A 21,641-nucleotide genomic window follows, 5' to 3' on the forward strand; every position below is an offset into this window, starting at 1 on the left:
CAAGGAACGGACGCTTCCTTCGTACTCACCCTCTCGGGCTTTCCTCCGGGCGCTTCCCTTCGGCGTCTCCGACTCTATCAGATCTTTTCCGACCCGATTTCCTCGGTGCTTTCCAGGTTCCCGCTCTCGCGTTTCCCTTTCCGGCGGCTCCGACTCTATCAGATCCTTTCGGTGTCTGATTCCCCGTCAGAGAGGGTTGCCTCAGGCTTTCGGGCTTTCGCCCGTCGGCCTTTCGGCATTCACTACGCTAGCCCATTCCCTGGCCCGATTCACAATCGAACTCCGGGACCGAAATTCAGGGCATGAGGACACGCCTGAATCGTTCCCGTTGCAGGGAGGTGAGATGGTAGTGGGTTGGCCGCTCCGGCTGCTGGCGATCGCCGTACCCGGTTCAGCGGCTCGGGCTACATTACGCACCTTCCCAGCGAGCGTCAACTTCGGCGGCGGCGCCTCGGGACGTTGGCCCGGGACAGGCTCATGTCCTGGCCCAGCTCCGTGCCCACTTGTCTTGTCGGCACGCCGCGAGCAAGGCGCACAGCGGCTCAGGCTCCGGCGGGCGGCTTGGCTCTCGGGCTCCGTCGGTACGCCGAGACCGTCGGATCACCCGCGAGGTAGAACCGGTGTTGCCGGTCATGGGCCTTGCTGACGCCCACCCGGGGACCGACCCGGATCAGCGCGGCGGGTACCGACTCGCCCTCGGACAACACGACCGAGGTACCTGTCAGGAGGTCTGCGCCGTTGTGCTCCGCCGTGATGCCGAGTGCCTGGCAGAAGTTCCCCGGGCCTCGGGCAAGCCGTGCACTCTCGACCGTCTCCCCACGTCGTCTGCGTGCGAGGGCTTCCCCCTCGATGATCCTCCCTGCCCGGATGAGGACGGCCGAGGCGGTGCCGTCCGTCCCGGTGACGACGTTGGCGCACCAGTGGAGACCGTGGGACCGGTAGACGTACAGGTGTCCTGCGGGTCCGAACATGACGGCGTTGCGGGGTGTCTGGCCCCGGTAGGCATGGGAAGCCGGGTCGGCCGTACCGGAGTACGCCTCGGTCTCCGTGATGGCGATGCTCACGGTTCCCTCGGGGGTCTCGCAGGTGAGGACGCTCCCGAGCAGCCTGGGGGCGACCTCTTCGGCAGGATGGGCGAGGAGGGCGACGTTCATGCAGACCGCCTTGGCATGCCGTGGGTGAAGTAGACGTACACGCGTCCGGGCGGGTCGAACATCACGCCGTTGCGGGTGGTGCGTCCACGGTGGGCGTCGGAGTCGGGGTCGTTCGGGCCGTCGTAGGCCCCGACCTCCGTCGGGCGCAGGGTGGTCGGACCTTGCGGGGTGGTGCGTACCTGCAGACGGCCGAGGGGGTCGGGGGCGGTCTGCGGGACGGGCCGGTCGAAGAACTCCCGTTCGAGGGGCGTACGGTCGTGGGTCGCGATCACGCCGTCCGAGGGTAGTGCAGGCGGTGGTTGCGCCACGGGGTGGTCAACAAGTGTGCGCCTTGCCAGGGTGAGGGCGCGGAACCGGTTGCGGTCGGATCGCGTTTGTAGGGATCAAGGACGCACGACGAAGTACAGAGGAGAGTCATGGCGTTCAGGAAGCTGCTCGCAAGTCTGGGTGCCGGCGGGGCTTCGGTGGAGACGGTGCTGACCGAGGTCAACGTCGTGCCCGGCGGTGTCGTCCAGGGCGAGGTGCGGATCCAGGGCGGGTCCGTGAACCAGGACATCGAGGGTCTGTCCGTCGGTCTGCAGGCCCGGGTCGAGGTGGAGGGTGCCGACTCCGAGTACAAGCAGGACATCGAGTTCACCAGGGTGCGGCTCGGCGGTGCCTTCGAACTGCAGGCGAACGCGGTGCACGCGGTGCCGTTCGGGCTGGAGATCCCCTGGGAGACGCCGGTCACGATGATCGACGGGCAGGCGCTGCGCGGGATGCACATCGGTGTGACCACCGAGCTGGCGATCGCGCGTGCCGTGGACTCCGGAGACCTCGACCCGATCAACGTGCACCCGATGCCGGCGCAGAAGGCGATCCTGGACGCGTTCATCCAGCTGGGCTTCCACTTCAAGAGCGCGGACATGGAGCGGGGCCACATCCGCGGGACGCGGCAGCGGCTGCCGTTCTACCAGGAGATCGAGTTCTACGCGCCGTCGCAGTACCGCGGCCTGAACGAGGTCGAGTTGAGCTTCGTGGCCGACGAGCACGCCATGGACGTGGTCCTCGAAATGGACAAGAAGCCGGGTCTGTTCAGCGAGGGCAGCGACACCTACCGGTCGTTCCAGGTGGGGCTGCACGACTGGCAGGGCACCGACTGGGCGGGCTACCTCAACCAGTGGCTGTCAGAGGTCGGCGGCAAGCGCAACTGGTTCTAGGCTCGTCGGTGATTCCGGTGTTCCCGGAATCACCCCCAGGAACCGATCAGGAGGTACCGAGGTGACCGAGCTCAAGAGGCGGCCGCTGCCCCACGACTTCCATCCGCCCGTACCGTCGTTCACGGTCACGAGCGAGGACGTCAGGGACGGCGGGACGCTCAAGGGCGACCAGGTCCGAGCGGAGGGGAACACCTCGCCGCAGCTGCGGTGGGAGGGGTTCCCGCCGGAGACCAAGAGCTTCGCCGTGACCTGCTACGACCCGGACGCCCCGACGGGCAGCGGGTTCTGGCACTGGGTTCTGTTCGACATCCCGGCCTCGGTGACGGAGCTGCCGGCGGGTGCGGGCGGCGGGAAGTTCGAGGGGCTGCCGCAGGCGGCGACACACGCGCGCAACGACTACGGCAGCCGGGACTTCGGCGGAGCCGCGCCGCCTCCCGGGGACGGCTCGCACCGGTACGTGTTCACCGTGTACGCCGTGGACCAGGGGAAGCTCGGTCCTGACTCCGACGCGTCGCCTGCCGTCGTCGGCTTCAACCTGCGGTTCCACACCCTCGCGCGTGCCCAGCTGATCGGCGAGTACGAGAACCCCGAGCAGGGCTGACACAGCCGAGCGTTCACGGAACGTTTGCCCGCCTCCGGTCTTGGAAGTGATCGGAGGCGGGCACTTTTTATTGCGTTGTCCATCTCGGCGTGCCCGTCCAGAGTTGACCCCAGCCCGCCGGGGAGTGGGCAGGTGCGCACGGGAGGTGGGCTGGTATGCGGGACACGCTGGTGCTGAACGCGAGCTTCGAGCCGCTGTCGACGGTGACCATGAACCGAGCCGTCGTTCTGGTGCTGCAGGCCAAGGCCGTCGTCGAACAGGCCCATCCCGAGCTGCGGATGCGGGGCGCCGCGGTGGACATACCGGCGCCCCGGGTGATCCGGTTGTGCCGATACGTGCGGGTGCCCTTCCGAAGACGGGCTCCGTGGTCGAGGCGGGGGGTGCTGGTGCGGGACCGGCACCGGTGCGCGTACTGCGGGCGACGGGCGACGACCGTGGACCACGTGGTGCCGCGTTCGCAGGGCGGTCGGGACACCTGGCTGAACACGGTGGCGTCCTGCGCGGAGGACAATCACCGCAAGGCGGACCGTACTCCGGACCAGGCGGGTATGCCGCTGCTCAGGGAGCCGTTCGAGCCGACGCCTGCGGACGCGATGCTGCTGGCGCTGGGCGAGGATCTCGCGGCGCTGCCCGAGTGGTTGGCCGGGGACGCGGCCTGACGCTGCGCCACCGGGCCTGCGGCCGTGGACGGGCGGCGCCGGTGTCGCGCCCTGTCCGCGTGCCCCGCCCCCTCACGGCGGGTGCGGGGAACGCGTGTCGCCGTGCCGTCAGTCGAGGGACGGCTTCTCACGGCGGTCCGCACCCGAGGCTCCACCGGTGGAGCCGTTGCCCGAACCGCCTCCCATGACCCCGAGGTTGCCGACGGCGCCGGACAGGCCCTTGAGGGCGTCGCCTATCTCGCTGGGGACGATCCAGAGCTTGTTGGCGTCGCCCTCGGCGATCTTCGGGAGCATCTGCAGGTACTGGTAGGACAGCAGCTTCTGGTCCGGGTCGCCGGCGTGGATGGCCTCGAACACCGTGCGGACGGCCTGCGCCTCACCCTCGGCACGCAGGGCGGCGGCCTTGGCCTCACCCTCGGCACGCAGGATCTGGGACTGCTTCTCACCCTCGGCGCGCAGGATCTCCGACTGCCGGACACCTTCGGCCTGGAGGATCGCGGCGCGCTTGTCGCGGTCGGCGCGCATCTGCTTCTCCATCGAGTCCTGGATGGAGGTGGGCGGTTCGATGGCCTTCAGTTCGACGCGGTTGACGCGGATGCCCCACTTGCCGGTGGCCTCGTCGAGGACGCCGCGCAGGGCGGCGTTGATCTCCTCGCGAGAGGTCAGGGTACGTTCCAGGTCCATGCCGCCGATGATGTTGCGCAGCGTGGTGACCGTCAGCTGCTCGATGGCCTGGATGTAGCTGGCGACCTCGTAGGTGGCCGCGCGGGCGTCGGTGACCTGGTAGTAGATGACGGTGTCGATGTTGACGACCAGGTTGTCCTGGGTGATCACCGGCTGCGGCGGGAACGGCACGACCTGTTCACGCAGGTCGATGCGGTTGCGGATGGTGTCGATGAACGGGACGACTATGTTGAGGCCCGCGTTGAGGGTCCGTGTGTAGCGGCCGAAGCGCTCCACGATGGCCGCGCTGGCCTGCGGGATGACCTGGATGGTCTTGATCAGGGCGATGAAGACCAACACCACCAGAATGATCAGTACGATGATGACCGGTTCCATCGCTGCTCCCCGTGCCCTTCTCCGCCTCGGCGCTCTTGGAAGATCTTATGTTCGTCGAAGATCTTGCTGGTCGAGTCTGACAGACCGTCGTACGGCTCGTGGGGTGTTCGGTGCACTTCGGCCCGGGGAGCGTTCCCCGAGCTCACAGGACGATCGCCGTGGCCCCCTCGATGTCCACGACGTCCACTTTCTGCCCCACCTCGTAGGTGCTGCCGGCGTCGAGGGCTCGCGCCGACCAGACCTCGCCGGCGAGCTTGATCCGCCCGCCGGAGCCGTCGACGCGCTCCAGGACGACGGCCTGTTTGCCCTTCAGGGCGTCCACCCCGCTGGCGAGTTCGGGCCGCTGGTGCCGGTGCCGGGCCGCGATGGGCCGCACGACGGCGATGAGTGCCACCGAGACGACGAGGAAGGCGAGCACCTGGGCCACGGCGTCGAAACCGAGGGCGGCGACGACGGCGGCGGCGATGGCCCCCACGGCCAGCATGCCGAACTCCGGCATCGCGGTCACCACGAGCGGGATCCCCAGCGCTGCGGCGCCGACGAGCCACCACACCCATGCGTCGATGTCGTTCACACGGCCATGGTAGGGCCGCGGGAGCCGCCACCGACAGGGCGCCGATGCGATCAGAAGCCGCTCGGCCCCGGGTTCCCGGGTGTTGGGGCGGTGCTCAGGACAGCGGCAGGCCCTGTGCGGTCCAGCGGTCGCCGACCTGCTCGACGACGAGCGGGAGGCCGAAGCAGAGGGAGAGGTTGCGGGAGGTGAGTTCGAGTTCCAGCGGGCCGGCGGCGAGCACCTTGCCCTGGCGGATCATGAGGACGTGGGTGAAGCCCGGCGGGATCTCCTCGACATGGTGCGTGACCATGATCATCGAGGGGGCGATGGGGTCGCGGGCGAGGCGGCCGAGGCGGCGTACGAGGTCCTCCCGGCCGCCGAGGTCGAGGCCGGCGGCGGGCTCGTCGAGGAGCAGCAGTTCCGGGTCGGCCATCAGGGCGCGGGCGATGAGGGTGCGCTTGCGCTCCCCTTCGGACAGGGTGCCGAACCGGCGGTCGACGAAGTCGCTCATGCCGAGGCGGTCGAGGAAGGCTCGGGCGCGCTGTTCGTCGACCTCGTCGTAGTCCTCGTGCCAGGTGGCCGTCATGCCGTACGCGGCGGTGAGCACGGTCTCCAGGACGGTCTGCCGCTTGGGCAGCTTCTCGGCCATGGCGATGCCGGCCACGCCGATGCGCGGGCGGAGGTCGAAGACGTCGACCTTGCCGAGGGTGTCGCCGAGGATGGTGGCGGTGCCCTTGCTGGGGAAGAGGTAGCTGGAGGCGACGTTCAGGAGGGTGGTCTTGCCGGCGCCGTTGGGGCCGAGGATGACCCAGCGCTCGCCCTCCTTGACCGACCAGGAGACCTGGTCCACCAGAGCCCGGCCCTCGCGGACCACGGATACGTCCTGAAGCTCCAGAACATCGCTCATGAGCGCGTTGTCTCCCCTTGCAGTGTGGCCGGTCTCGGCTGTCGCGTACGCCTGTGGCTCGGTCCGCCGCGCCGGTGGGCGCAGCCCTCTAGGAAATCTACGCCACCGGTCGGCCGGGCAGTTCCATCGGTCCGGTCCTTAGGGTGGGGGCATGGACCTCGAACCACGTTCTGGACGCCTTGCCGCATGGGGAAATGCCCTGATTGCCGGACTTGCTTCACCGGACGACGCCGTGCTCGCCGTGGTGGGCGAGGACGCGGTGCACCGGGTGGAGGGTCTGCCGGGCGAGGCGGCTCCGGTCGGGCTCACGCTGGCGCTGGGGCGGCTGCGGGCGCTCGGGGCGACCGGCCTGCGGATCGCGCTGCCGGTACCCGGTCATCCGCTGGGTCTGAGCGGGCCGCCGGAGTTCAACCGACGGGCGCTGGACGCCGAGGAGGCGGTGGTCTGCCACGGATGCGCCCTGGGACTGGTGCCCGAGGTGTACGAGGCCGGTCCGGTCGGCGATGTGCATGCCGAGGTGGTGTGGCACTGCCTTGCGGTGCGGGAGGCGCCGCCGGCCGACGTGCCGTCGCTGGCCGAGGCCGAACGGGAGCTGGCGGAGGCGCTCAGGGAGGCGACGGAGGTGCTGACGCGGCTGGACGTGGCCGGGTCGGGGCCGGCGGCGCAGGCGGCGATCGACGCGTATCGGGCGCGGGCCGAGCGGGGCCGGGAGGTGCTGGCGCCGGGGTATCCGCCGCGGGCCGTGCGGGTGCTGGAGCTGGCGCGCCGGGTGGGGATGCTGCTGGCGCTCGCCTCGTCCGCCGGGAACGGCCACGGGGGCGCGGTGAGCGCCTCGGAGATGGCGGCCCGGCAGGACGCGTTGCGGCCGGTGGAGCGAACGGCACGCCGGGCCCGGGTGGCGGCGTACAACTCGGCCGTGGAGGAGCGGGAGCGCTGAGCGCGGCGAGCCCCGGGTGACCGGTGCTGGAGCGACGGGCGTGCCGGAGCCGGGCCGGTGAGGGTGCGGCGGGCCGGGGGCCGGCGGTGTCCGGCGGGGGTTCCCCGGGGCCGTGACGGGGGGACGGCCCCGGCCGCCGGGGTGTCCCGGCCGCCGGGCACCGGACTCGCGCGGCCTGGGCAGGTGCGCGGGACGGCTGCCTCGGCACGCCAGGGGCCCCTCGCCGCGTCACCGCTTGAGGGGCCCCTGGCGTGCCGAGGCGCGTCAGTCGTTGGCGCCCGCGTTGCCGAAGGCCGGGTTCAGGCCGGCGATGCCGTTGACGGTGTTGCCGACGACGTTCACCGGGATGTGGACCGGGATCTGGCCGAGGTTGCCGGAGCCGACGCCGGGCGACTTCACTGCGGCACCGTCGGCACCGGCGTCGGCTACGGCGGCACCGGCGGACGCGCCGGCGGCGGCACCGGCGACGGCGAGGGCCACGGCGGCCTTCTTGGCGATGTTCATGAGAAGCGTTCCTCCTGCGTTTGCGTGTCCGACCCGGCCGCGGGTCGTGCGCTGATCAACGCCTGAGGGGTGCAGAACGGTTACGCCGGTCGTTCGCGAAGCGCCCGTTCGGATCATTGCGGGGACCAGATGACGGAACGACCGGCCGACAAGCGGACCGGTCTCCCGGGTCCGCCCGGGAGACCGGAGCCCGTCGGGGCGGCGGTCAGTGGTTGACGCCGACGTTGCCGAACGCCGGGTTCAGCAGGCCGACGACGTTGACGCTGTTGCCGACCACGTTCACCGGGACGTGCACCGGGGCCTGGACGACGTTGCCCGAGAGGACGCCGGGCGAGCCCACGGCATGGCCGTGGGCGTGCGAGCCGCCGGTGGCGGAGGCCATGCCGGCGCCGGCCGCCACCAGGCCGCCGGCCACCATCGTCACAGCCGCTGCCTTCTTCAGGTTCTTCACTTTCAAAGCCCTCCTGGCGATGGCCGCGGCGGTCACCGCGACATGCCTGGGAGAACGTCCGGGACCGATCGAGGATGCGCCATACGGGGGACATTCCCACGACGGTATGAATCTCAGCCCGGAAGGGAACGTTCCAGGTCGCCGGTCATCCGGACACACCGTGGCGAACGGCCCACAGCGCGGCCTGCGTGCGATCGGCCAGGTCGAGCTTCATGAGGATGTTGGAGACGTGTGTCTTGACCGTCTTCTCGGACAGCACCAGCGCACGGGCGATCTCGCGGTTCGAACGGCCGTCCGCGATCAGGCCGAGCACCTCGCGCTCCCGCTCGGTCAGCGCGCCCCCTCGGCCCTGTCCCGAGGTGGTCTCGTCCTGGGAGAGCAGGGCGACCAGCACCTCCGGTTGAAGCAGCACGTGACCGGCGTGCACCGAACGGATGGCCCCGGCGAGCGCGTCGGGGTCCACGTCCTTGTAGACGTATCCGGCGGCACCCGCGCGCAGGGCCGGCACGACCGTGCGCTGCTCGGTGAAGCTGGTGACGATCAGCACGCGCGCGGGATGGTCGAGTTCGCGGAGTCTGCGCAGGGCGCCGACGCCGTCCACGCCCGGCATCTTGACGTCCATCAGGACGACGTCGGGCTTCAGCTCCTCGGCGCGGGCGACGCCTTCCGCACCCTCGGCGGCCTCGCCCACGACCTCTATGTCGTCCTGCACCTCCAGGAAGGTGCGCAGGCCCCGGCGGACGACCTGGTGGTCGTCGACGAGCAGCACCTTGATTGCGTCAGCCACCGGGGACCTCCATCTCGATCGCTGTGCCCTTGCCGGGCTCCGACTCCACGCTGAGCCTGCCGCCCACCCCGCTGGCCCGGTCCCGCATCGACACCAGGCCGAGGTGGCGTCCCGCGTGGCGCACCGCCCGGGGGTCGAAGCCGCACCCGTCGTCGGCGACGCGCAGCACGGCGCCGCAGCCGTGGCGGTCCAGCGTGACGTCGACGTGCTCGGCGCCGGAGTGCCGCAGGGCGTTGTGCAGGGCCTCCTGGGCGACGCGCAGCATGGCTTCCTCCTGTGCGGCGGGCAGAGCGCGGACGCCGCGCGCCGTGAAGGCGACGCGGGCGCTGTGGGCGCGGTCCAGGACCTGCACCTGTGTGCGCAGGGTCGCGGCGAGGCCGTCCTCGTCGAGGGCGGCGGGGCGCAACTCGACGACGGCGGCACGCAGTTCGTCGGTGGCCTCGGCCGCGAGCGCGGCCACCTGCTGAAGCTCGCCCTTGGCCCGGGACGGGTCGCGGTCGACCAGACGGGCCGCGGCCTGTGCGGTCAGGCGCAGGGAGAACAGTTTCTGGCTGACCGCGTCGTGCAGTTCGTGGGCGAGCCGGGAGCGTTCCTCGGCGATGGTGAGCTCACGGCTGCGCTCGTACAGGCGGGCGTTGGTGAGGGCGATCGCCGCGTGCTGGCCGAGGATGGCGAGCAGTTCCTCGTCCTCCTGCGTGAAGCCGCAGCTTTCCGGCGCCCGGGAGCAGTTCTTGTCGGCGAGGAACAGTGCGCCGATCACCTCGTCGCCGTCGCGGATCGGCAGGCCCAGGAAGTCGGACATCTCGGGGTGGGCGGAGGGCCAGCCCTCGAAGCGGGGATCCTTGCGCACGTCGGCGAGGCGCTCGGCACCGGGCTGCCGGAGCATGGCCGCGAGGATGCCGTGCTGGCGCGGCAGGGGGCCGATGGCCCTCCACTGCTCGTCGCTGACGCCGTCCACCACGAACTGGGCGAAGCCTCCGTGGTCGTCGGGGACGCCGAGCGCCGCGTACTGCGCGTCGAGGAGTTCGCGGGCCGAGGCGACGATCGTCTTCAGGACGTCGCGCACCTCCAGATGCCTGCTCATGGCCAGCAGCGCGGAACTCACCGCGGCGAGGCCGGACCGGGGACCGTGGCTCATGCCCTCACGGTACCGGCGGCGCGCGGCACCGAGGATCCGCCCCGTGACGGCCGCCACCTCGGGCGCTCGGCCTAGGACGAAGGTCCCTGCCGCCCTGCTCCCCGGGTCCGGGCGGCGCGGGGCGACCACGGGCCGGGGCGCCGCGGGCCGGGGCCACAGCGACGCACCGGGCGGATGCGGATACGCAGCCTTCGCCGCGGCAGCGGGCAGGTCGGTTCGGCCCGCGCCACCCGCGGGGGCGGGTGGCGCGGGTGTGAGCAGGTGTCCGCGCCCCGCACGGGCGCGGACCGGGGGCGGAGGGGCGGCGGACGGGTGGGAGGGCGGTGCGGGCCGCCCTGCGGCAGAAGAGCGGCGCGGGCGCCGCCCGGGGCGCGGGTCCGCACCGGCGAGCGGGGGACCGCCGGGGGACAGACCCTCACGCAGTGCATTGCTCCAGCAACCTGCCGTGAGAATGCTGTGGGCGCGATGTGAGCCCGCGCATAGGGTCCACATCACGTACGAGGGAGGTTAGGAGAGGCGAGGGTGCACATGAACGGGACTGATAGTCCAGTCTGTCCGGATTTGCCGCTCCCCGGTCCACTATCCGGCATCGTACGTCACACCTTTGCCACGGAATTTTGCGGCCGCTAAGAATGGCTTCCGTCGCTCAGCGCCGCGGGTTCACCGCCCGCGGCGTTCGTGTGGGACCAGCCCGATGTCCCCTCCGGACGTGAGCGACCTCCGCGCTATTCGAAGAGGTCCATTCGCCATGCTCAAGAACACGACCACCCGTGGCCGTAGTCGCACGCTGACCAAGCACCACAAGATCGCGATCGGCGGTGTCGCCGCCCTCGGTGCCGCCGCGCTCGCCTTCTCCGCCGTGCCCAGCAGTGCCGAAACCACCACCACGAGCGAGGCCGCGTCCACGCAGAACGTCGTCTCCGGCACCGACAAGGTCAAGGACGTCAAGGTCAGCCTCACCGACCAGCTCGCCGCCTCCAAGCTGAAGGCCGAGGCCATCGAGGCCCGGCAGAAGGCCCAGGCCGAGGCCAAGGCAGAGGCGCAGGCCAAGGTCGAGGCCGCGAAGAAGAAGACCGCCGCCGAGGCGGCCGCGAAGAAGAAGGCCGCCGCCGAGGCCGCCAGGAAGAAGGCGGAGGCGGCCAGGAAGAAGGCCGAGGCGGCCCGCAAGGCCAAGGAGGCCGCCAGCCGCTCCGCCAAGCGCACCGCGGTCAAGAAGACCGCCGTCAAGTCGTACCCCAACAACCTGGACGGCTGGATCCGCGAGTCGCTCGCCATCATGAAGAAGCACGGCATCCCCGGCTCCTACAGCGGGATCCACCGCAACATCATGCGGGAGTCCTCCGGCAACCCGATGGCCATCAACAACTGGGACATCAACGCCATCAACGGCGTCCCGTCCAAGGGCCTGCTCCAGGTGATCCCGCCGACCTTCAAGGCGTACCACGTCCCGGGCACGTCCTGGAACATCTACGACCCGGTCGCCAACATCACCGCCGCGTGCAACTACGCGGCCGACCGGTACGGCTCCATGGACAACGTCAACAGCGCGTACTGAGGCCGGCGCGGACCTCGGTACGGAACGCCGAAGGGCGGCACCCACCTGACGGGGTGCCGCCCTTCGGCGTTCGTCCGGGCGCGGCTACTTGCGCATGACCTCGGGCTCGTGGCGCCGCAGGAAGCGGGACACGAAGAACCCGCAGACGACGCCGAGGGCGAGCAGGGCGGCCATGTCCATGCCCCAGGCGCCGACGGTGTGCTCCCACAACGGGTCGGTGGCGCCGCCAGGCTGGGGCGGGCTGATCTTGTTGAAGTCCAGCGTGGCACCCGCCGCGGCGACCGCCCAGCGCGACGGCATCAGGTACGAGAACTGGTTGACGCCGACCGTGCCGTTCAGGACGAAGAGACAGCCCGTGAAGACGACCTGGATGATCGCGAACATGACCAGCAGCGGCATCGTCTTCTCGGCGGTCTTCACCAGCGAGGAGATGATCAGGCCGAACATCATCGAGGTGAAGCCGAGCGCCATGATCGGCACGGACAGCTCCACGAGCGTGGCGCCGCCGAAGACGAGACCCTGTTCGGGGATCTCACGGCTGGAGAAGCCGATGACGCCGACCAGCAGCCCCTGGAACACGGTGATCATGCCGAGCACGAACACCTTGGACATCAGGTAGGCCGAGCGGGACAGGCCGGTGGCGCGTTCCCGCTCGTAGATGACGCGTTCCTTGATCAGCTCGCGGACGGAGTTCGCGGCACCCGCGAAGCACGCGCCGACGGCGAGGATGAGCAGGACCGTGGTGGCCGTGCCGTTGGGGATGATCCGGCCGGCCCGGTTGGGCGGGTTGGGCAGCAGGCTGTGGTCGGCGTCGATGAGCAGGCTGACCGCGCCGAGGACCGCCGGCAGGATCACCGTCAGGGCGAGGAAGCCCTTGTCGGAGGCGATCACCGAGACGTAGCGGCGCACGAGCGTGACGAACTGGGACATCCAGCCCTGCGGTTTCGGCGGCTTCATCGCCTGCATGGCCGGCATCTGTACGGCCTGCGGCGCGACGGCGTCGATGTCCGCGGCGTACATCTGGTAGTGCTGCGAGCCCTTCCAGCGGCCCGCCCAGTCGTAGTCGCGGTAGTTCTCGAAGGCGGAGAAGACATCGGCCCAGCTGTCGTAGCCGAAGAAGTTCAGCGCCTCCTCCGGCGGCCCGAAGTAGGCGACCGCGCCGCCCGGGGCCATCACCAGGAGCTTGTCGCACAGGGCCAGCTCCGCGACGGAGTGGGTGACGACGAGGACCGTGCGGCCGTCGTCGGCGAGTCCGCGCAGCAACTGCATGACGTCGCGGTCCATCCCCGGGTCCAGGCCGGAGGTCGGCTCGTCAAGGAAGATGAGGGACGGCTTGGTCAGCAGTTCGAGGGCCACCGAGACACGCTTGCGCTGACCGCCGGAGAGGGAGGTGACCTTCTTCTCCTTGTGGACGTCCAGCTTCAGCTCACGCAGCACCTCGTCGATGCGGGCCTCGCGCTCGGCGGCCGTGGTGTCGGCGGGGAAGCGCAGCTTGGCCGCGTACTTGAGCGCCTTCCTCACGGTCAGTTCCTTGTGCAGGATGTCGTCCTGCGGAACCAGGCCGATGCGCTGGCGCAGCTCGGCGAACTGCTTGTACAGGTTGCGGTTGTCGTAGAGGACGTCGCCCTGGTCGGCGGGGCGGTAGCCGGTGAGCGCCTTCAGCAGGGTCGACTTGCCGGAACCGGACGGGCCGATCACCGCGATCAGGGACTTCTCCGGCACCCCGAAGGAGACGTCCTTCAGGATCTGCTTGCCGCCGTCGACGGTGACGGTCAGGTGGCGGGCGGAGAAGGAGACCTCACCGGTGTCGACGAACTCCTCGAGCCGGTCGCCGACGATACGGAAGGTGGAGTGTCCGACGCCCACGATGTCGGTCGCGCCGAGCAGGGCCGAGCCGCCCTTGGGAATCGGCTGGCCGTTGACGTACGTGCCGTTGTGCGAGCCGAGGTCGCGGATCTCCATGCGGCCGTCGGGCGTCGCGTGGAACTCGGCGTGGTGCCGGGAGACCTGGAGGTCGGAGACGACCAGGTCGTTCTCCAGGGCACGGCCGATGCGCATCACGCGGCCGAGGAAGAACTGGTGGAACGTGGTCGGGCTGCGGTCGCCGTGGACCTGCGGTGCCCCCGCCGCGCCACCGGACACGTTCTGCGCGTGCCCTTCCGCCGGATGCTGCTGCTGGGGGATGCCCGGCGTGCCCTGCTGCCCGCCTGCCTGGGGCTGCGGCTGCGGCTGCGGGGCGTGCTGCTGAGGCGTCTGCGGCTGCTGCCAGCCCGCGCCCTGCGCGGAGTACGGCTGCCGAGGCCGGGCCTGAGGAGTGGCGACGGGGGCTTCGGCGCCGGACAGGTTCACCCGCGGGCCGTCGGTCGCGTTGCCCAGGTGCACCGCCGTGCCGGAGGCCAGCTCCAGATGGTGGATCCGCTGGCCCTGTACGAACGTGCCGTTGGTGCTGCCGTGGTCCTCGATGACCCAACTGCGGCCGTTGAAGCTGACCGTGGCGTGGCGCCAGGAGACCCGGGCGTCGTCGAAGACCATGTCGCCCTGCGGATCACGTCCCAGGGTGTAGGACCTGGACGGATCGAGCGTCCAGGTACGTCCGTTTGATTCCAGTACGAGTTCCGGCACTCCAGCCCCACTGAGTTGTCCCCCGAGTTACCCCCGTCGCAGGGAGTCTAGGGATGTCGAACATCGGGGGGAACTATTCCAGGATCGGCACCGTGACCGAAAGTCGGGCCTTGTGGCGACCGCGCACGGGCATGTGGACGGGTGCCGTTGACGGGGGTTGAAAAGTGCCCGGAGAGTGGTAATCCCACGCGAGGGGGACAAGCGCGGCGGACGCCGCGCCCGCGGATCGGGGGTCTGTCATGGGCTTCACCAAGGGCTGGGCGACCACGAAGCACGGCACGCACCCACCGGGGCGCCGCGTGCCGTGGGGAGATGTCGTGCTCTCCGCGGTCACGGCCGTGAGCTGGGCGCTGATCGGAATGGCCGGGACGGCGGCGCTCGGCCTGCATCTCCTCCGGGCGGACGCGGCGGGCGCGTTGGGACCGATGATCGCGGCCGTCGTGGCGCTCGGGGCGGGTGGTTCGGTGACCCCCTCCGGGAACGTGTCCGCCTTCGGTCTCACCGGTGCACAGGCGGACACGGCCATCGAGATCACGCCACTCGGCGTGAGTCTGGTCGGCGCGCTGCTGCTGTCCTGGTTCTTCCTGCGGTCCCTGCGCACGGCGGGAGTTGTCGTCTCGCCCGCCGAACTCCTGGCCCGGGCGGGCGCGGTGCTCGTCGTGAGTGCGGTGATGCTGGGGGGACTGGCCTGGGCGGGGCACGACGTCGTCACCATCGACGGTGGGTCCCTCGGGCTCGACGCCCCGACCGGCATCGGGGGCGGAGGCGGGAACGGGGGCGGCGGGATCGGCATCCCTGGGCTCGGGGACCTCGGCGGGCTGCTGCCGGACCGGGTCGGCGACCTCATCGATGCCAGGGCGTCGGTCGGGTTCACCGTCGACACCGTTCCGACCCTGCTCGGCGGGCTGGCCTGGACGGCCGGTGTGCTCGTCGTCGCGCTGCTGGCCTCGCGGCGTACCCCGCTCCCGGGCGGTCTGGAGTTCGTGCACGCGGTGGTGCGGCCGGCCGTGTCCGCGCTCACCACCGTGCTGATCGTCGCCGTCGCGGCCGGGCTCGCTGCGGCCGGGTACGCGGCGATGGGCGACGACCACCCCGCCCGGATCGCCGGTGCCGCACTCCTCGGCGCGCCCGACGGGGTGTGGCTCGGCATCGCGATCGGCCTCCTCGTGCCCTGGGACGGCCGGGCGACGGGCGAGCTGGCGAAGCTGCTGCCGGACCCGCTGGACGACCTGCTGACCGTGCACGCCGACCGGCCGGTCACACTGGCGCGGCTCGCCGACCTCGACGGGCGGGTGTGGCTGCTCGGCGTCGCGGCCGCGCTGACGATGCTGCTGGCGGGGGTGCTGACAGCGGTGCGGACTCCGGTGCCGCACGCGCCCCGGGAACACCACGGGGGCGGCGCAGGACGGCGGGTGAACGCCCTCGGCTTCGCCGGCCGGTGCGCGCTGCGGCTGGGGGTGGCGACGGCCGTGGCACTGCCACTGCTCGTCCGGCTGACCGAGGTGTCGGTGAACGCCTCGCTCTCGGTGCTGGGCTTCGATGCCTTCGGCGCGGGGATCGAGTTGCACGGGCGGCCGGGCCCGGCCGTACTGCTCGGCGCCGCGTGGGGCGCGGCCGCGGGGGCCCTGGGAGCGCTGCTGGCCCACGTGAGCGGTGCGGCGGGGCGGCGGACGGCGCCGCTGGCACGGGGTGACGGGGCGCCGGTGGCCCGGGGCGGCGCGGAAGCGGGACCGTACGCGGCGGCGGCCGGGGCGCACGGCGCGGCAGGAGGCCGGTACGGTCCGGGAGCCGGAACCCGCGACGCGGGCAGCGGCCCGTACCGGGCGGGGCCCTGGGCCCACGGGACGGGCGGCGCCCGGTCCGCGCACGGCGGTGGGGGCCCGGCTCCCGGGACGCCGCCCGGGCCGTACGCACCCGGGGCGCCGTACCGGCCGCCGAACCCCGGCACCAACCCCTATCTGCGGGTGCCCGACGAACTGCGGACGTCTGAGGACGCCGGCAGCGGCGGGACCCCCGGTGGAGCCGGGAGCGGGAACCCCGCCGGAGGGGACGTGTACGGGGCACCGACCGTGGCCCGCCCGCTCGGGCCTCCTCCCCCGCCGCGGGGGCGCCGGCCGGCCGGGCGCCGCGGCGAGGCCCCTCGTGGAGACGACGGGCCGCCTCCCCCGCCTCCCCCGCCTCCCCCTCCCCAGCCGCCGGCCCGGCGGCCGAAGGGGCCGCGCTGAGCCGGGCACCGGGCCGGTCCACGGGGCCCTTCCACGGGTGGGGCCGCGACGCGCGTGCCGCCCGGTGCTCCGTGTCCGCCAGGCGGACCTCGGGGGCGGAAGGCACTGGGTGCCGGATACGGTGGAGGCACCATGAGCGCTTCGCAGACCTCGTTCCCCGAGACCTCTGACGTCCCCACTCTCCTTGTCAAGATCTTCGGCAAGGACAGGCCGGGCATCACGGCCGGACTCTTCGACACCCTGGCCGCCTACTCCGTCGACGTGGTCGACATCGAGCAGGTGGTCACCCGCGGCCGGATCGTGCTGTGCGCGCTCGTCACCGAGCCGCAGCCCGGCCTGGAGGGCGGCCTCAGGGCCACCGTGCACAGCTGGGCGGAGTCGATGAAGATGCAGGCGGAGATCATCTCCGGCATCGGCGACAACCGGCCGCGCGGCCTGGGCCGGTCCCTGGTGACCGTGCTGGGTCACCCGCTGACCGCGGAGGCCACGGCCGCCATCGCCGGCCGGATCACCCGGGCGGGCGGCAACATCGACCGCATCTTCCGGCTGGCGAAGTACCCGGTGACCGCCGTCGAGTTCGCGGTCTCGGGCGTGGAGACGGGACCGCTGCGCACCGCGCTCGTGACGGACGCCGCCGCTCTCGGCGTGGACATCGCGGTGGTCGCGGCGGGGCTGCACCGGCGGGCCCAGCGTCTCGTCGTCATGGACGTGGACTCCACGCTCATCCAGGACGAGGTCATCGAACTCTTCGCCGCGCACGCGGGCTGCGAGGACAAGGTCGCCGAGGTGACGGCGGCGGCGATGCGCGGCGAGCTGGACTTCGAGCAGTCCCTGCACGCGCGGGTGGCCCTGCTGGCGGGGCTGGACGCGTCGGTGGTGGACAAGGTGCGCAGCGAGGTGCGGCTCACGCCGGGCGCCCGCACGCTGATCCGCACGCTGAAGCGGCTCGGCTACCAGGTCGGGGTGGTCTCCGGCGGGTTCACGCAGGTGACCGACGACCTCAGGGAACGGCTGGGGCTGGACTTCGCCCAGGCCAACACCCTGGAGATCGCCGACGGGAAGCTGACGGGCAGGGTCACGGGCGAGATCGTGGACCGGGCGGGCAAGGCGCGGCTGCTGCGCCGGTTCGCCACCGAGGCGGGCGTGCCGCTGTCACAGACGGTCGCGATCGGTGACGGTGCCAACGACCTGGACATGCTGAACGCGGCCGGTCTCGGCGTCGCCTTCAACGCCAAGCCGGTGGTGCGCGAGGCGGCGCACACCGCCGTGAACGTGCCGTTCCTGGACACCGTGCTGTACCTGCTGGGCGTGACCCGCGAGGAGGTCGAGGCCGCCGACACGGTCGTGGCCGAGGTGCAGTGAGGCGGACCGGACGGGCAGGGGCCCGGCATCGCGGTGATGCCGGGCCCCTGCATGTCACGGGGGCGGATCACTCGCTCGGTGCCCAGTAGTCGTTCAGCCTGGCCGTGCCGGGCTCCAGGGTCTTCCACGGGCCGTCGTGGAGGAGGACGGCAAAGGCCGCGGCGGGGAAGCCACGCCGGTTCATCCGGCTGAGGACGTCGCCCTCGGCCGAGCCGGACAGGATGTCGGCGAGGCCGTGCACGCCGGGGTTGTGGCCGATCAGCAGGACGTTCTGCACGTCGTCCGGGATCTCGCTGAACAACGCGATCAGCTCGCCCGGCGAGGCCTCGTAGATCCGCTCCTCGTAGACGGTTTTCGGCCGGTGTGCGAACTCGTGGACGGCGAGCTTCCAGGTCTCGCGGGTCCGGGCTGCCGTGGAGCACAGGGCCAGATCGAAGGGGATGCCGGTGTCGGCCAGCCGCCGCCCGGCCTCGGCGGCGTCCATACGGCCCCGTTCCGCGAGCGGGCGCTCGTGGTCGGACACCTGTGGCCAGTCAGCTTTCGCATGCCGGAAGAGGACGATCCTGCGGGGTTCTGCGACGCTCATGACACCCAGCTTCGCACGAAACAGGCCATGGGGCGCAGGGAGTTGACTTGCGATTTCACGGCCTGTCGACCAGCTGCCGGACCCGCTCCACGAGGTGGGCCATGGCGGGGTCCCCTCCGGTCGCGTGGGCGTCGGACGGATTCAGCACGAGAAGGAGCAGGGTGATGAAGGCAAGGGTGGGCAGGGCCAGGGCCCACCAGGGCAGCCGGGTGCCCACGCCACCCGGCGTCGCCGGGTGGGGCCGGGTGTGCGTACGGGCCGACATGGGTGCCTCCGCTGGTCTCCGCCGGTTCCGAGTGGTCCGCGACCCGCCTGTCGCGGGCACATCTCGACGTTACGGACTGCGCGGCCGGCGCCCCATCCGGTGATCCACCCACTTGACCCTGAGCCTCACCCCCTAGGGGACCGGGGGGACAACCCCACCGCCGGACCGGGTGCGGCCCGGGCGGCGCGGGGTCGCCGGGGGACCGTGGCCGCGGGAAGGCCCGGGAGACCGGGAGGCCGGGGTCACGGGGAGACGATCGTCGCGACGATGGCGACGACCGCGAAGACGGCGAGGAACGCGCCGAAGACCAGCAGCATCTTCTTCTGGCCGTTCTGGGGGTTCGGGTCGAGCACTGGCATGGGCCAAGTCTCGCACCCGCCGCAGGACACCCCGCGTCCGGGGCGGGGGAGCCGGGGGGCCGGGACCCTGGGGGCGGAATCCGGGCGCCGGCCTGAGCCCGGCGGGCGGAATCCGGGCTCAGGCCGACGCCTCGTCCTCCACCGTGCGGTTGCGGCCCGCCAGGACGCCGACCACCATCTGCGGCACCATGAGCGCGCCCATCAGCGCCAGGGGAACACTCCAGCCGCCGCTGCTCTGGTAGAGCACCCCGACCAGGAGCGGCCCCGGAATGGAGATCAGGTAGCCGGTGCTCTGGGCGAACGCCGACAGCTGGGCCACCCCCGCCCCGGTGCGGGCGCGCATCCCGACCATCGTCAGGGCCAGCGGAAAGGCGCAGTTCGAGACGCCGAGCAGCAGCGCCCACGCCCAGGCGCCGGCGGCCGGGGCAAGGTACAGGCCGGTGTAGCCGGCGAGCCCGCAGGCCCCGAGGGCGAGCACGATCGGGCCCTGGTTCGGCAGCCGGGTGGCCAGCCGGGGTATGACGAAGGCCAGGGGCACGCCCATCACCATCGTGACGGCCAGCAGCAGGCCGGCGGTGCCGGCCGGGACACCGGCGTCGCGGAAGATCTGCGCCATCCAGCCCATCGTGATGTACGCGGCGGTGGCCTGGAGGCCGAAGAAGACGGCCAGCGCCCAGGCGGTGCGGCTGCGGGTGATCCGCAGGGTGGGTGCCTGTGGGCGCCCCGCGCGCGCCTGCGGGACCCGGGGGGAGGCCGGGTCGACCGGGCCCGCCGGGCCGGCGGTACCTCGGTCGCGCACCAGCGGCAGCCACGGCAGGACGGCCACTGCGGCGAGTGCCGCCCAGACCGTCAGCCCCGTCTGCCAACGGCCTCCCAGTGCCTCGGTCATCGGCACGGTGGCCGCGGCGGCCACGGAGGTGCCGAGGGCGAGGGCCATGGAGTACAGGCCGGTCATGGAGCCGACCCGGTCGGGGAACCAGCGCTTGACGATGACGGGCATCAGCACGTTGCTGACGGCGATGCCCATCAGGGCCAGGGCGCTGGCGGCGAGGAAGCCGGCCGTGCCCCCGGCGTGGGGCCGGATCAGCAGACCGGCCGTGATGGCGGCCATGCCCGCGCAGACCACGGCGGCGGGGCCGAAGCGGCGGGCCAGCCGGGGAGCCGTGACGCCGAAGACGGCGAAGCACAGGGGCGGCACGGAGGTGAGCAGCCCGGCTGCGGTGCCGCTCATGCCCAGACCGCCGCGGACCTCCTCCAACAGCGCACCGAGGCTGGTGATGGCGGGGCGCAGGTTCAGCGCGGACAGGACGATGCCGACGACGACCAGACGGACCGCCCAGGTGCGCGCCGCCGTCCCCGTGCCGTCTGCGGAGGTGACCGCGGCCGGGGCGCGGCCGGTCGTGGGCTGCGGGGGCGTCTTGATCGGGGCTTGCTCGCCGTTCATGCCGACCATCATAGAATCATGGGATGATTGGTTGTCCATCCTCGGGTGGGCCGCTTCGGCCCCCGGCGTGCGAAGGTGTGCCATGCCCCTGAGCCATCCCCGTCGTTCGGCACTGTCCGAGCAGGTCATCACCGCCCTGCGCGCCCAGATCACCTCGGGTGAGTGGCCGGTCGGCTCCCGCATCCCGACCGAGCCCGAACTGGTCGGGCAGCTCGGGGTCGCCCGCAACACCGTCCGCGAGGCCGTACGGGCGCTCGCCCACAACGGCCTGCTGGACATCCGGCAGGGCTCGGGCACCTACGTCGTGGCGACCAGTGAGCTGGCCGGCGTGATGCACCGCCGGTTCGCCGGGGCGGACCCGCGGCACATCGCCGAGCTGCGCTCCACCCTGGAGTCCGGGGCGGCCAAGCTGGCCGCCGAGCGCCGCACCGAGAAGGACCTCAAGCAGCTCGACACGCTGCTGCTGCGCCGCGAGCAGGCCTGGGCGTCCGGTGACGCGGAGGCGTTCGTGGCGGCGGACGCGACCTTCCACCTGGCCGTGGTGTCCGCCTCCCACAACGACGTGATGACGGCGATGCACGCGGACCTCGGCGAGGTGCTGCGGGACTGGCTGCGCGAGGACGTCGGCGGCGAGCTGACGGCCCGCACGCACATGGACCACACGCGGCTGGTCGACGCGATCCGCGCGGGCGACGCCGAGGCTGCTGCCGCCGAGGCGGCGAGCTACCCGTTCCTGTGCCGCCCGGAACGGTGGTTCAGCTCCCCTGACGCTGGTGACTGACCCAGGCCGTGCGGACCTCCTTCCAGCAGCGGCCGGAGAGCCGCACCGTCGCCGCCGGGCCGGCGTCGGCCGGGGAGGTGTCGGTGTCGATGTCCCACCAACGGGCGCACTCGATGTGCAGGCGCACCCGGTCGGTGCCGACATAGGGGTTGTGGCAGTGGGCGACGACATGGGAGCCGCTGATGTGCACGCGGCACTCGGAGCCGAACGGCTGCGCGCCGACCTGCTCGGGAACGGCCGGCTGCCCCGCCGCCGGCGGCACGCTCCGCACGCGTGCGTGCGGGACCGGGTCGTAGGGCAGGCAGAGCAGGAGCGTGGCCGCGACGGTCACTGAGGCCAGGTTGCGGGACAGGCGCACAAGGGGACCTCCTCGGCCTTACGGCTGCGGGGCGGTGCGTACTCCAGGGTGCGCGATGCCCACCGGTCCCCGCCCGGCCGGTGAGCCGAACGGGTGACGGCGAAGGGCCCGCACCCGGGTGGGTGCGGGCCCTTC

At 71.8% G+C, this 21,641-nt stretch carries 22 protein-coding genes and 1 pseudogene; 8 read left to right on the forward strand and 15 right to left on the reverse strand.

The window, feature by feature from the left end:
* Positions 1-542: 542 nt before the first annotated feature.
* Complete coding sequence (locus I3F54_RS04990; protein ID WP_240117365.1) at positions 543-1,154, reverse strand: DNA-3-methyladenine glycosylase; 612 nt, start codon at positions 1,152-1,154, stop codon at positions 543-545.
* A gap of 14 nt (positions 1,155-1,168) precedes the next feature.
* Positions 1,169-1,426 (reverse strand): annotated as a pseudogene (locus tag I3F54_RS04995) (DNA-3-methyladenine glycosylase); the annotation flags it as partial.
* Positions 1,427-1,570: 144 nt separating this feature from the next.
* Here I3F54_RS04995 and I3F54_RS05000 point away from each other — a divergent pair.
* The 3 genes from I3F54_RS05000 (at position 1,571) to I3F54_RS05010 (ending at position 3,613) form a co-directional block, all read left to right on the forward strand.
* Positions 1,571-2,353, forward strand: coding sequence for a sporulation protein (locus I3F54_RS05000; RefSeq protein ID WP_240117366.1), 783 nt, complete (start codon positions 1,571-1,573; stop codon positions 2,351-2,353).
* A gap of 61 nt (positions 2,354-2,414) precedes the next feature.
* Complete coding sequence (locus tag I3F54_RS05005) at positions 2,415-2,954, forward strand: YbhB/YbcL family Raf kinase inhibitor-like protein (protein ID WP_240117367.1); 540 nt, start codon at positions 2,415-2,417, stop codon at positions 2,952-2,954.
* Between the two features lie 155 nt (positions 2,955-3,109).
* Positions 3,110-3,613 (forward strand): HNH endonuclease, encoded by a 504-nt coding sequence (locus I3F54_RS05010; RefSeq protein WP_240117368.1) that lies wholly within the window; start codon positions 3,110-3,112, stop codon positions 3,611-3,613.
* 108 nt (positions 3,614-3,721) lie between these two features.
* Here I3F54_RS05010 and I3F54_RS05015 read toward each other — a convergent pair whose 3' ends face one another.
* The 3 genes from I3F54_RS05015 to I3F54_RS05025 all read right to left on the reverse strand — a co-directional run bounded on the left by I3F54_RS05015 (position 3,722) and on the right by I3F54_RS05025 (position 6,132).
* Positions 3,722-4,672, reverse strand: a complete 951-nt coding sequence (locus tag I3F54_RS05015) for an SPFH domain-containing protein (RefSeq protein ID WP_240117369.1) — start codon at positions 4,670-4,672, stop codon at positions 3,722-3,724.
* 142 nt (positions 4,673-4,814) lie between these two features.
* Positions 4,815-5,246, reverse strand: a complete 432-nt coding sequence (locus I3F54_RS05020) for an NfeD family protein (protein ID WP_240117370.1) — start codon at positions 5,244-5,246, stop codon at positions 4,815-4,817.
* 94 nt (positions 5,247-5,340) lie between these two features.
* Positions 5,341-6,132 (reverse strand): ABC transporter ATP-binding protein, encoded by a 792-nt coding sequence (locus I3F54_RS05025; protein ID WP_240117371.1) that lies wholly within the window; start codon positions 6,130-6,132, stop codon positions 5,341-5,343.
* 151 nt (positions 6,133-6,283) lie between these two features.
* Here I3F54_RS05025 and I3F54_RS05030 point away from each other — a divergent pair, with 151 nt between their 5' ends.
* A complete protein-coding gene (locus I3F54_RS05030) occupies positions 6,284-7,069 on the forward strand; it encodes a hypothetical protein (RefSeq protein WP_240117372.1) in 786 nt (261 codons plus the stop codon).
* A gap of 264 nt (positions 7,070-7,333) precedes the next feature.
* Here I3F54_RS05030 and I3F54_RS05035 read toward each other — a convergent pair whose 3' ends face one another.
* The 4 genes from I3F54_RS05035 to I3F54_RS05050 all read right to left on the reverse strand — a co-directional run bounded on the left by I3F54_RS05035 (position 7,334) and on the right by I3F54_RS05050 (position 9,949).
* Positions 7,334-7,573 (reverse strand): chaplin, encoded by a 240-nt coding sequence (locus tag I3F54_RS05035; RefSeq protein WP_240117373.1) that lies wholly within the window; start codon positions 7,571-7,573, stop codon positions 7,334-7,336.
* Between the two features lie 205 nt (positions 7,574-7,778).
* Positions 7,779-8,024 (reverse strand): chaplin ChpE, encoded by a 246-nt coding sequence (gene chpE / locus I3F54_RS05040; RefSeq protein ID WP_240117374.1) that lies wholly within the window; start codon positions 8,022-8,024, stop codon positions 7,779-7,781.
* 145 nt (positions 8,025-8,169) lie between these two features.
* Entirely contained in the window at positions 8,170-8,811 is a 642-nt protein-coding gene (locus tag I3F54_RS05045) for a response regulator transcription factor (RefSeq protein ID WP_240117375.1), read from the reverse strand.
* Positions 8,804-9,949, reverse strand: a complete 1,146-nt coding sequence (locus tag I3F54_RS05050; RefSeq protein ID WP_240117376.1) for a GAF domain-containing sensor histidine kinase — start codon at positions 9,947-9,949, stop codon at positions 8,804-8,806. The genes I3F54_RS05045 and I3F54_RS05050 overlap by 8 nt, the downstream gene beginning before the upstream one ends.
* 748 nt (positions 9,950-10,697) lie before the next feature.
* Here I3F54_RS05050 and I3F54_RS05055 point away from each other — a divergent pair.
* Entirely contained in the window at positions 10,698-11,504 is an 807-nt protein-coding gene (locus I3F54_RS05055; protein WP_240117377.1) for a transglycosylase SLT domain-containing protein, read from the forward strand.
* Between the two features lie 84 nt (positions 11,505-11,588).
* Here the strand turns inward: I3F54_RS05055 and I3F54_RS05060 are convergent, their stop codons facing one another.
* Positions 11,589-14,126, reverse strand: coding sequence for an FHA domain-containing protein (locus I3F54_RS05060; RefSeq protein WP_240117378.1), 2,538 nt, complete (start codon positions 14,124-14,126; stop codon positions 11,589-11,591).
* A gap of 239 nt (positions 14,127-14,365) precedes the next feature.
* On the opposite strand from I3F54_RS05060, the gene I3F54_RS05065 reads away from it, so the two are divergent.
* Both I3F54_RS05065 and serB read left to right on the forward strand, forming a co-directional pair.
* Positions 14,366-16,351 (forward strand): streptophobe family protein, encoded by a 1,986-nt coding sequence (locus I3F54_RS05065; protein WP_240117379.1) that lies wholly within the window; start codon positions 14,366-14,368, stop codon positions 16,349-16,351.
* A 132-nt stretch (positions 16,352-16,483) separates the two neighbouring features.
* On the forward strand, positions 16,484-17,713 hold the full coding sequence (gene serB / locus I3F54_RS05070; RefSeq protein ID WP_240117380.1) for a phosphoserine phosphatase SerB: 1,230 nt from the start codon (positions 16,484-16,486) through the stop codon (positions 17,711-17,713).
* A 67-nt stretch (positions 17,714-17,780) separates the two neighbouring features.
* On the opposite strand, the gene I3F54_RS05075 is transcribed toward serB, so the two are convergent.
* From I3F54_RS05075 to I3F54_RS05085, 4 genes are all read right to left on the reverse strand, one after another.
* Positions 17,781-18,299: a histidine phosphatase family protein gene (locus I3F54_RS05075; protein ID WP_240117381.1), complete on the reverse strand. Its 519-nt coding sequence runs from the start codon at positions 18,297-18,299 to the stop codon at positions 17,781-17,783.
* Positions 18,300-18,354: 55 nt separating this feature from the next.
* A complete protein-coding gene (locus I3F54_RS05080; protein WP_240117382.1) occupies positions 18,355-18,564 on the reverse strand; it encodes a hypothetical protein in 210 nt (69 codons plus the stop codon).
* Between the two features lie 242 nt (positions 18,565-18,806).
* Positions 18,807-18,923, reverse strand: coding sequence for an SGM_5486 family transporter-associated protein (locus I3F54_RS32010; RefSeq protein ID WP_275675734.1), 117 nt, complete (start codon positions 18,921-18,923; stop codon positions 18,807-18,809).
* Positions 18,924-19,041: 118 nt separating this feature from the next.
* Positions 19,042-20,367 (reverse strand): CynX/NimT family MFS transporter, encoded by a 1,326-nt coding sequence (locus tag I3F54_RS05085; RefSeq protein ID WP_240117383.1) that lies wholly within the window; start codon positions 20,365-20,367, stop codon positions 19,042-19,044.
* Between the two features lie 82 nt (positions 20,368-20,449).
* Here I3F54_RS05085 and I3F54_RS05090 point away from each other — a divergent pair, with 82 nt between their 5' ends.
* On the forward strand, positions 20,450-21,148 hold the full coding sequence (locus I3F54_RS05090) for a FadR/GntR family transcriptional regulator (protein ID WP_240117384.1): 699 nt from the start codon (positions 20,450-20,452) through the stop codon (positions 21,146-21,148).
* Here I3F54_RS05090 and I3F54_RS05095 read toward each other — a convergent pair.
* On the reverse strand, positions 21,123-21,506 hold the full coding sequence (locus I3F54_RS05095; RefSeq protein WP_240117385.1) for a hypothetical protein: 384 nt from the start codon (positions 21,504-21,506) through the stop codon (positions 21,123-21,125). The genes I3F54_RS05090 and I3F54_RS05095 overlap by 26 nt on opposite strands.
* Positions 21,507-21,641: the final 135 nt, after the last annotated feature.

It is taken from the genome of Streptomyces sp. MUM 2J (assembly GCF_022414535.1).
Lineage (GTDB): Bacteria > Actinomycetota > Actinomycetes > Streptomycetales > Streptomycetaceae > Streptomyces.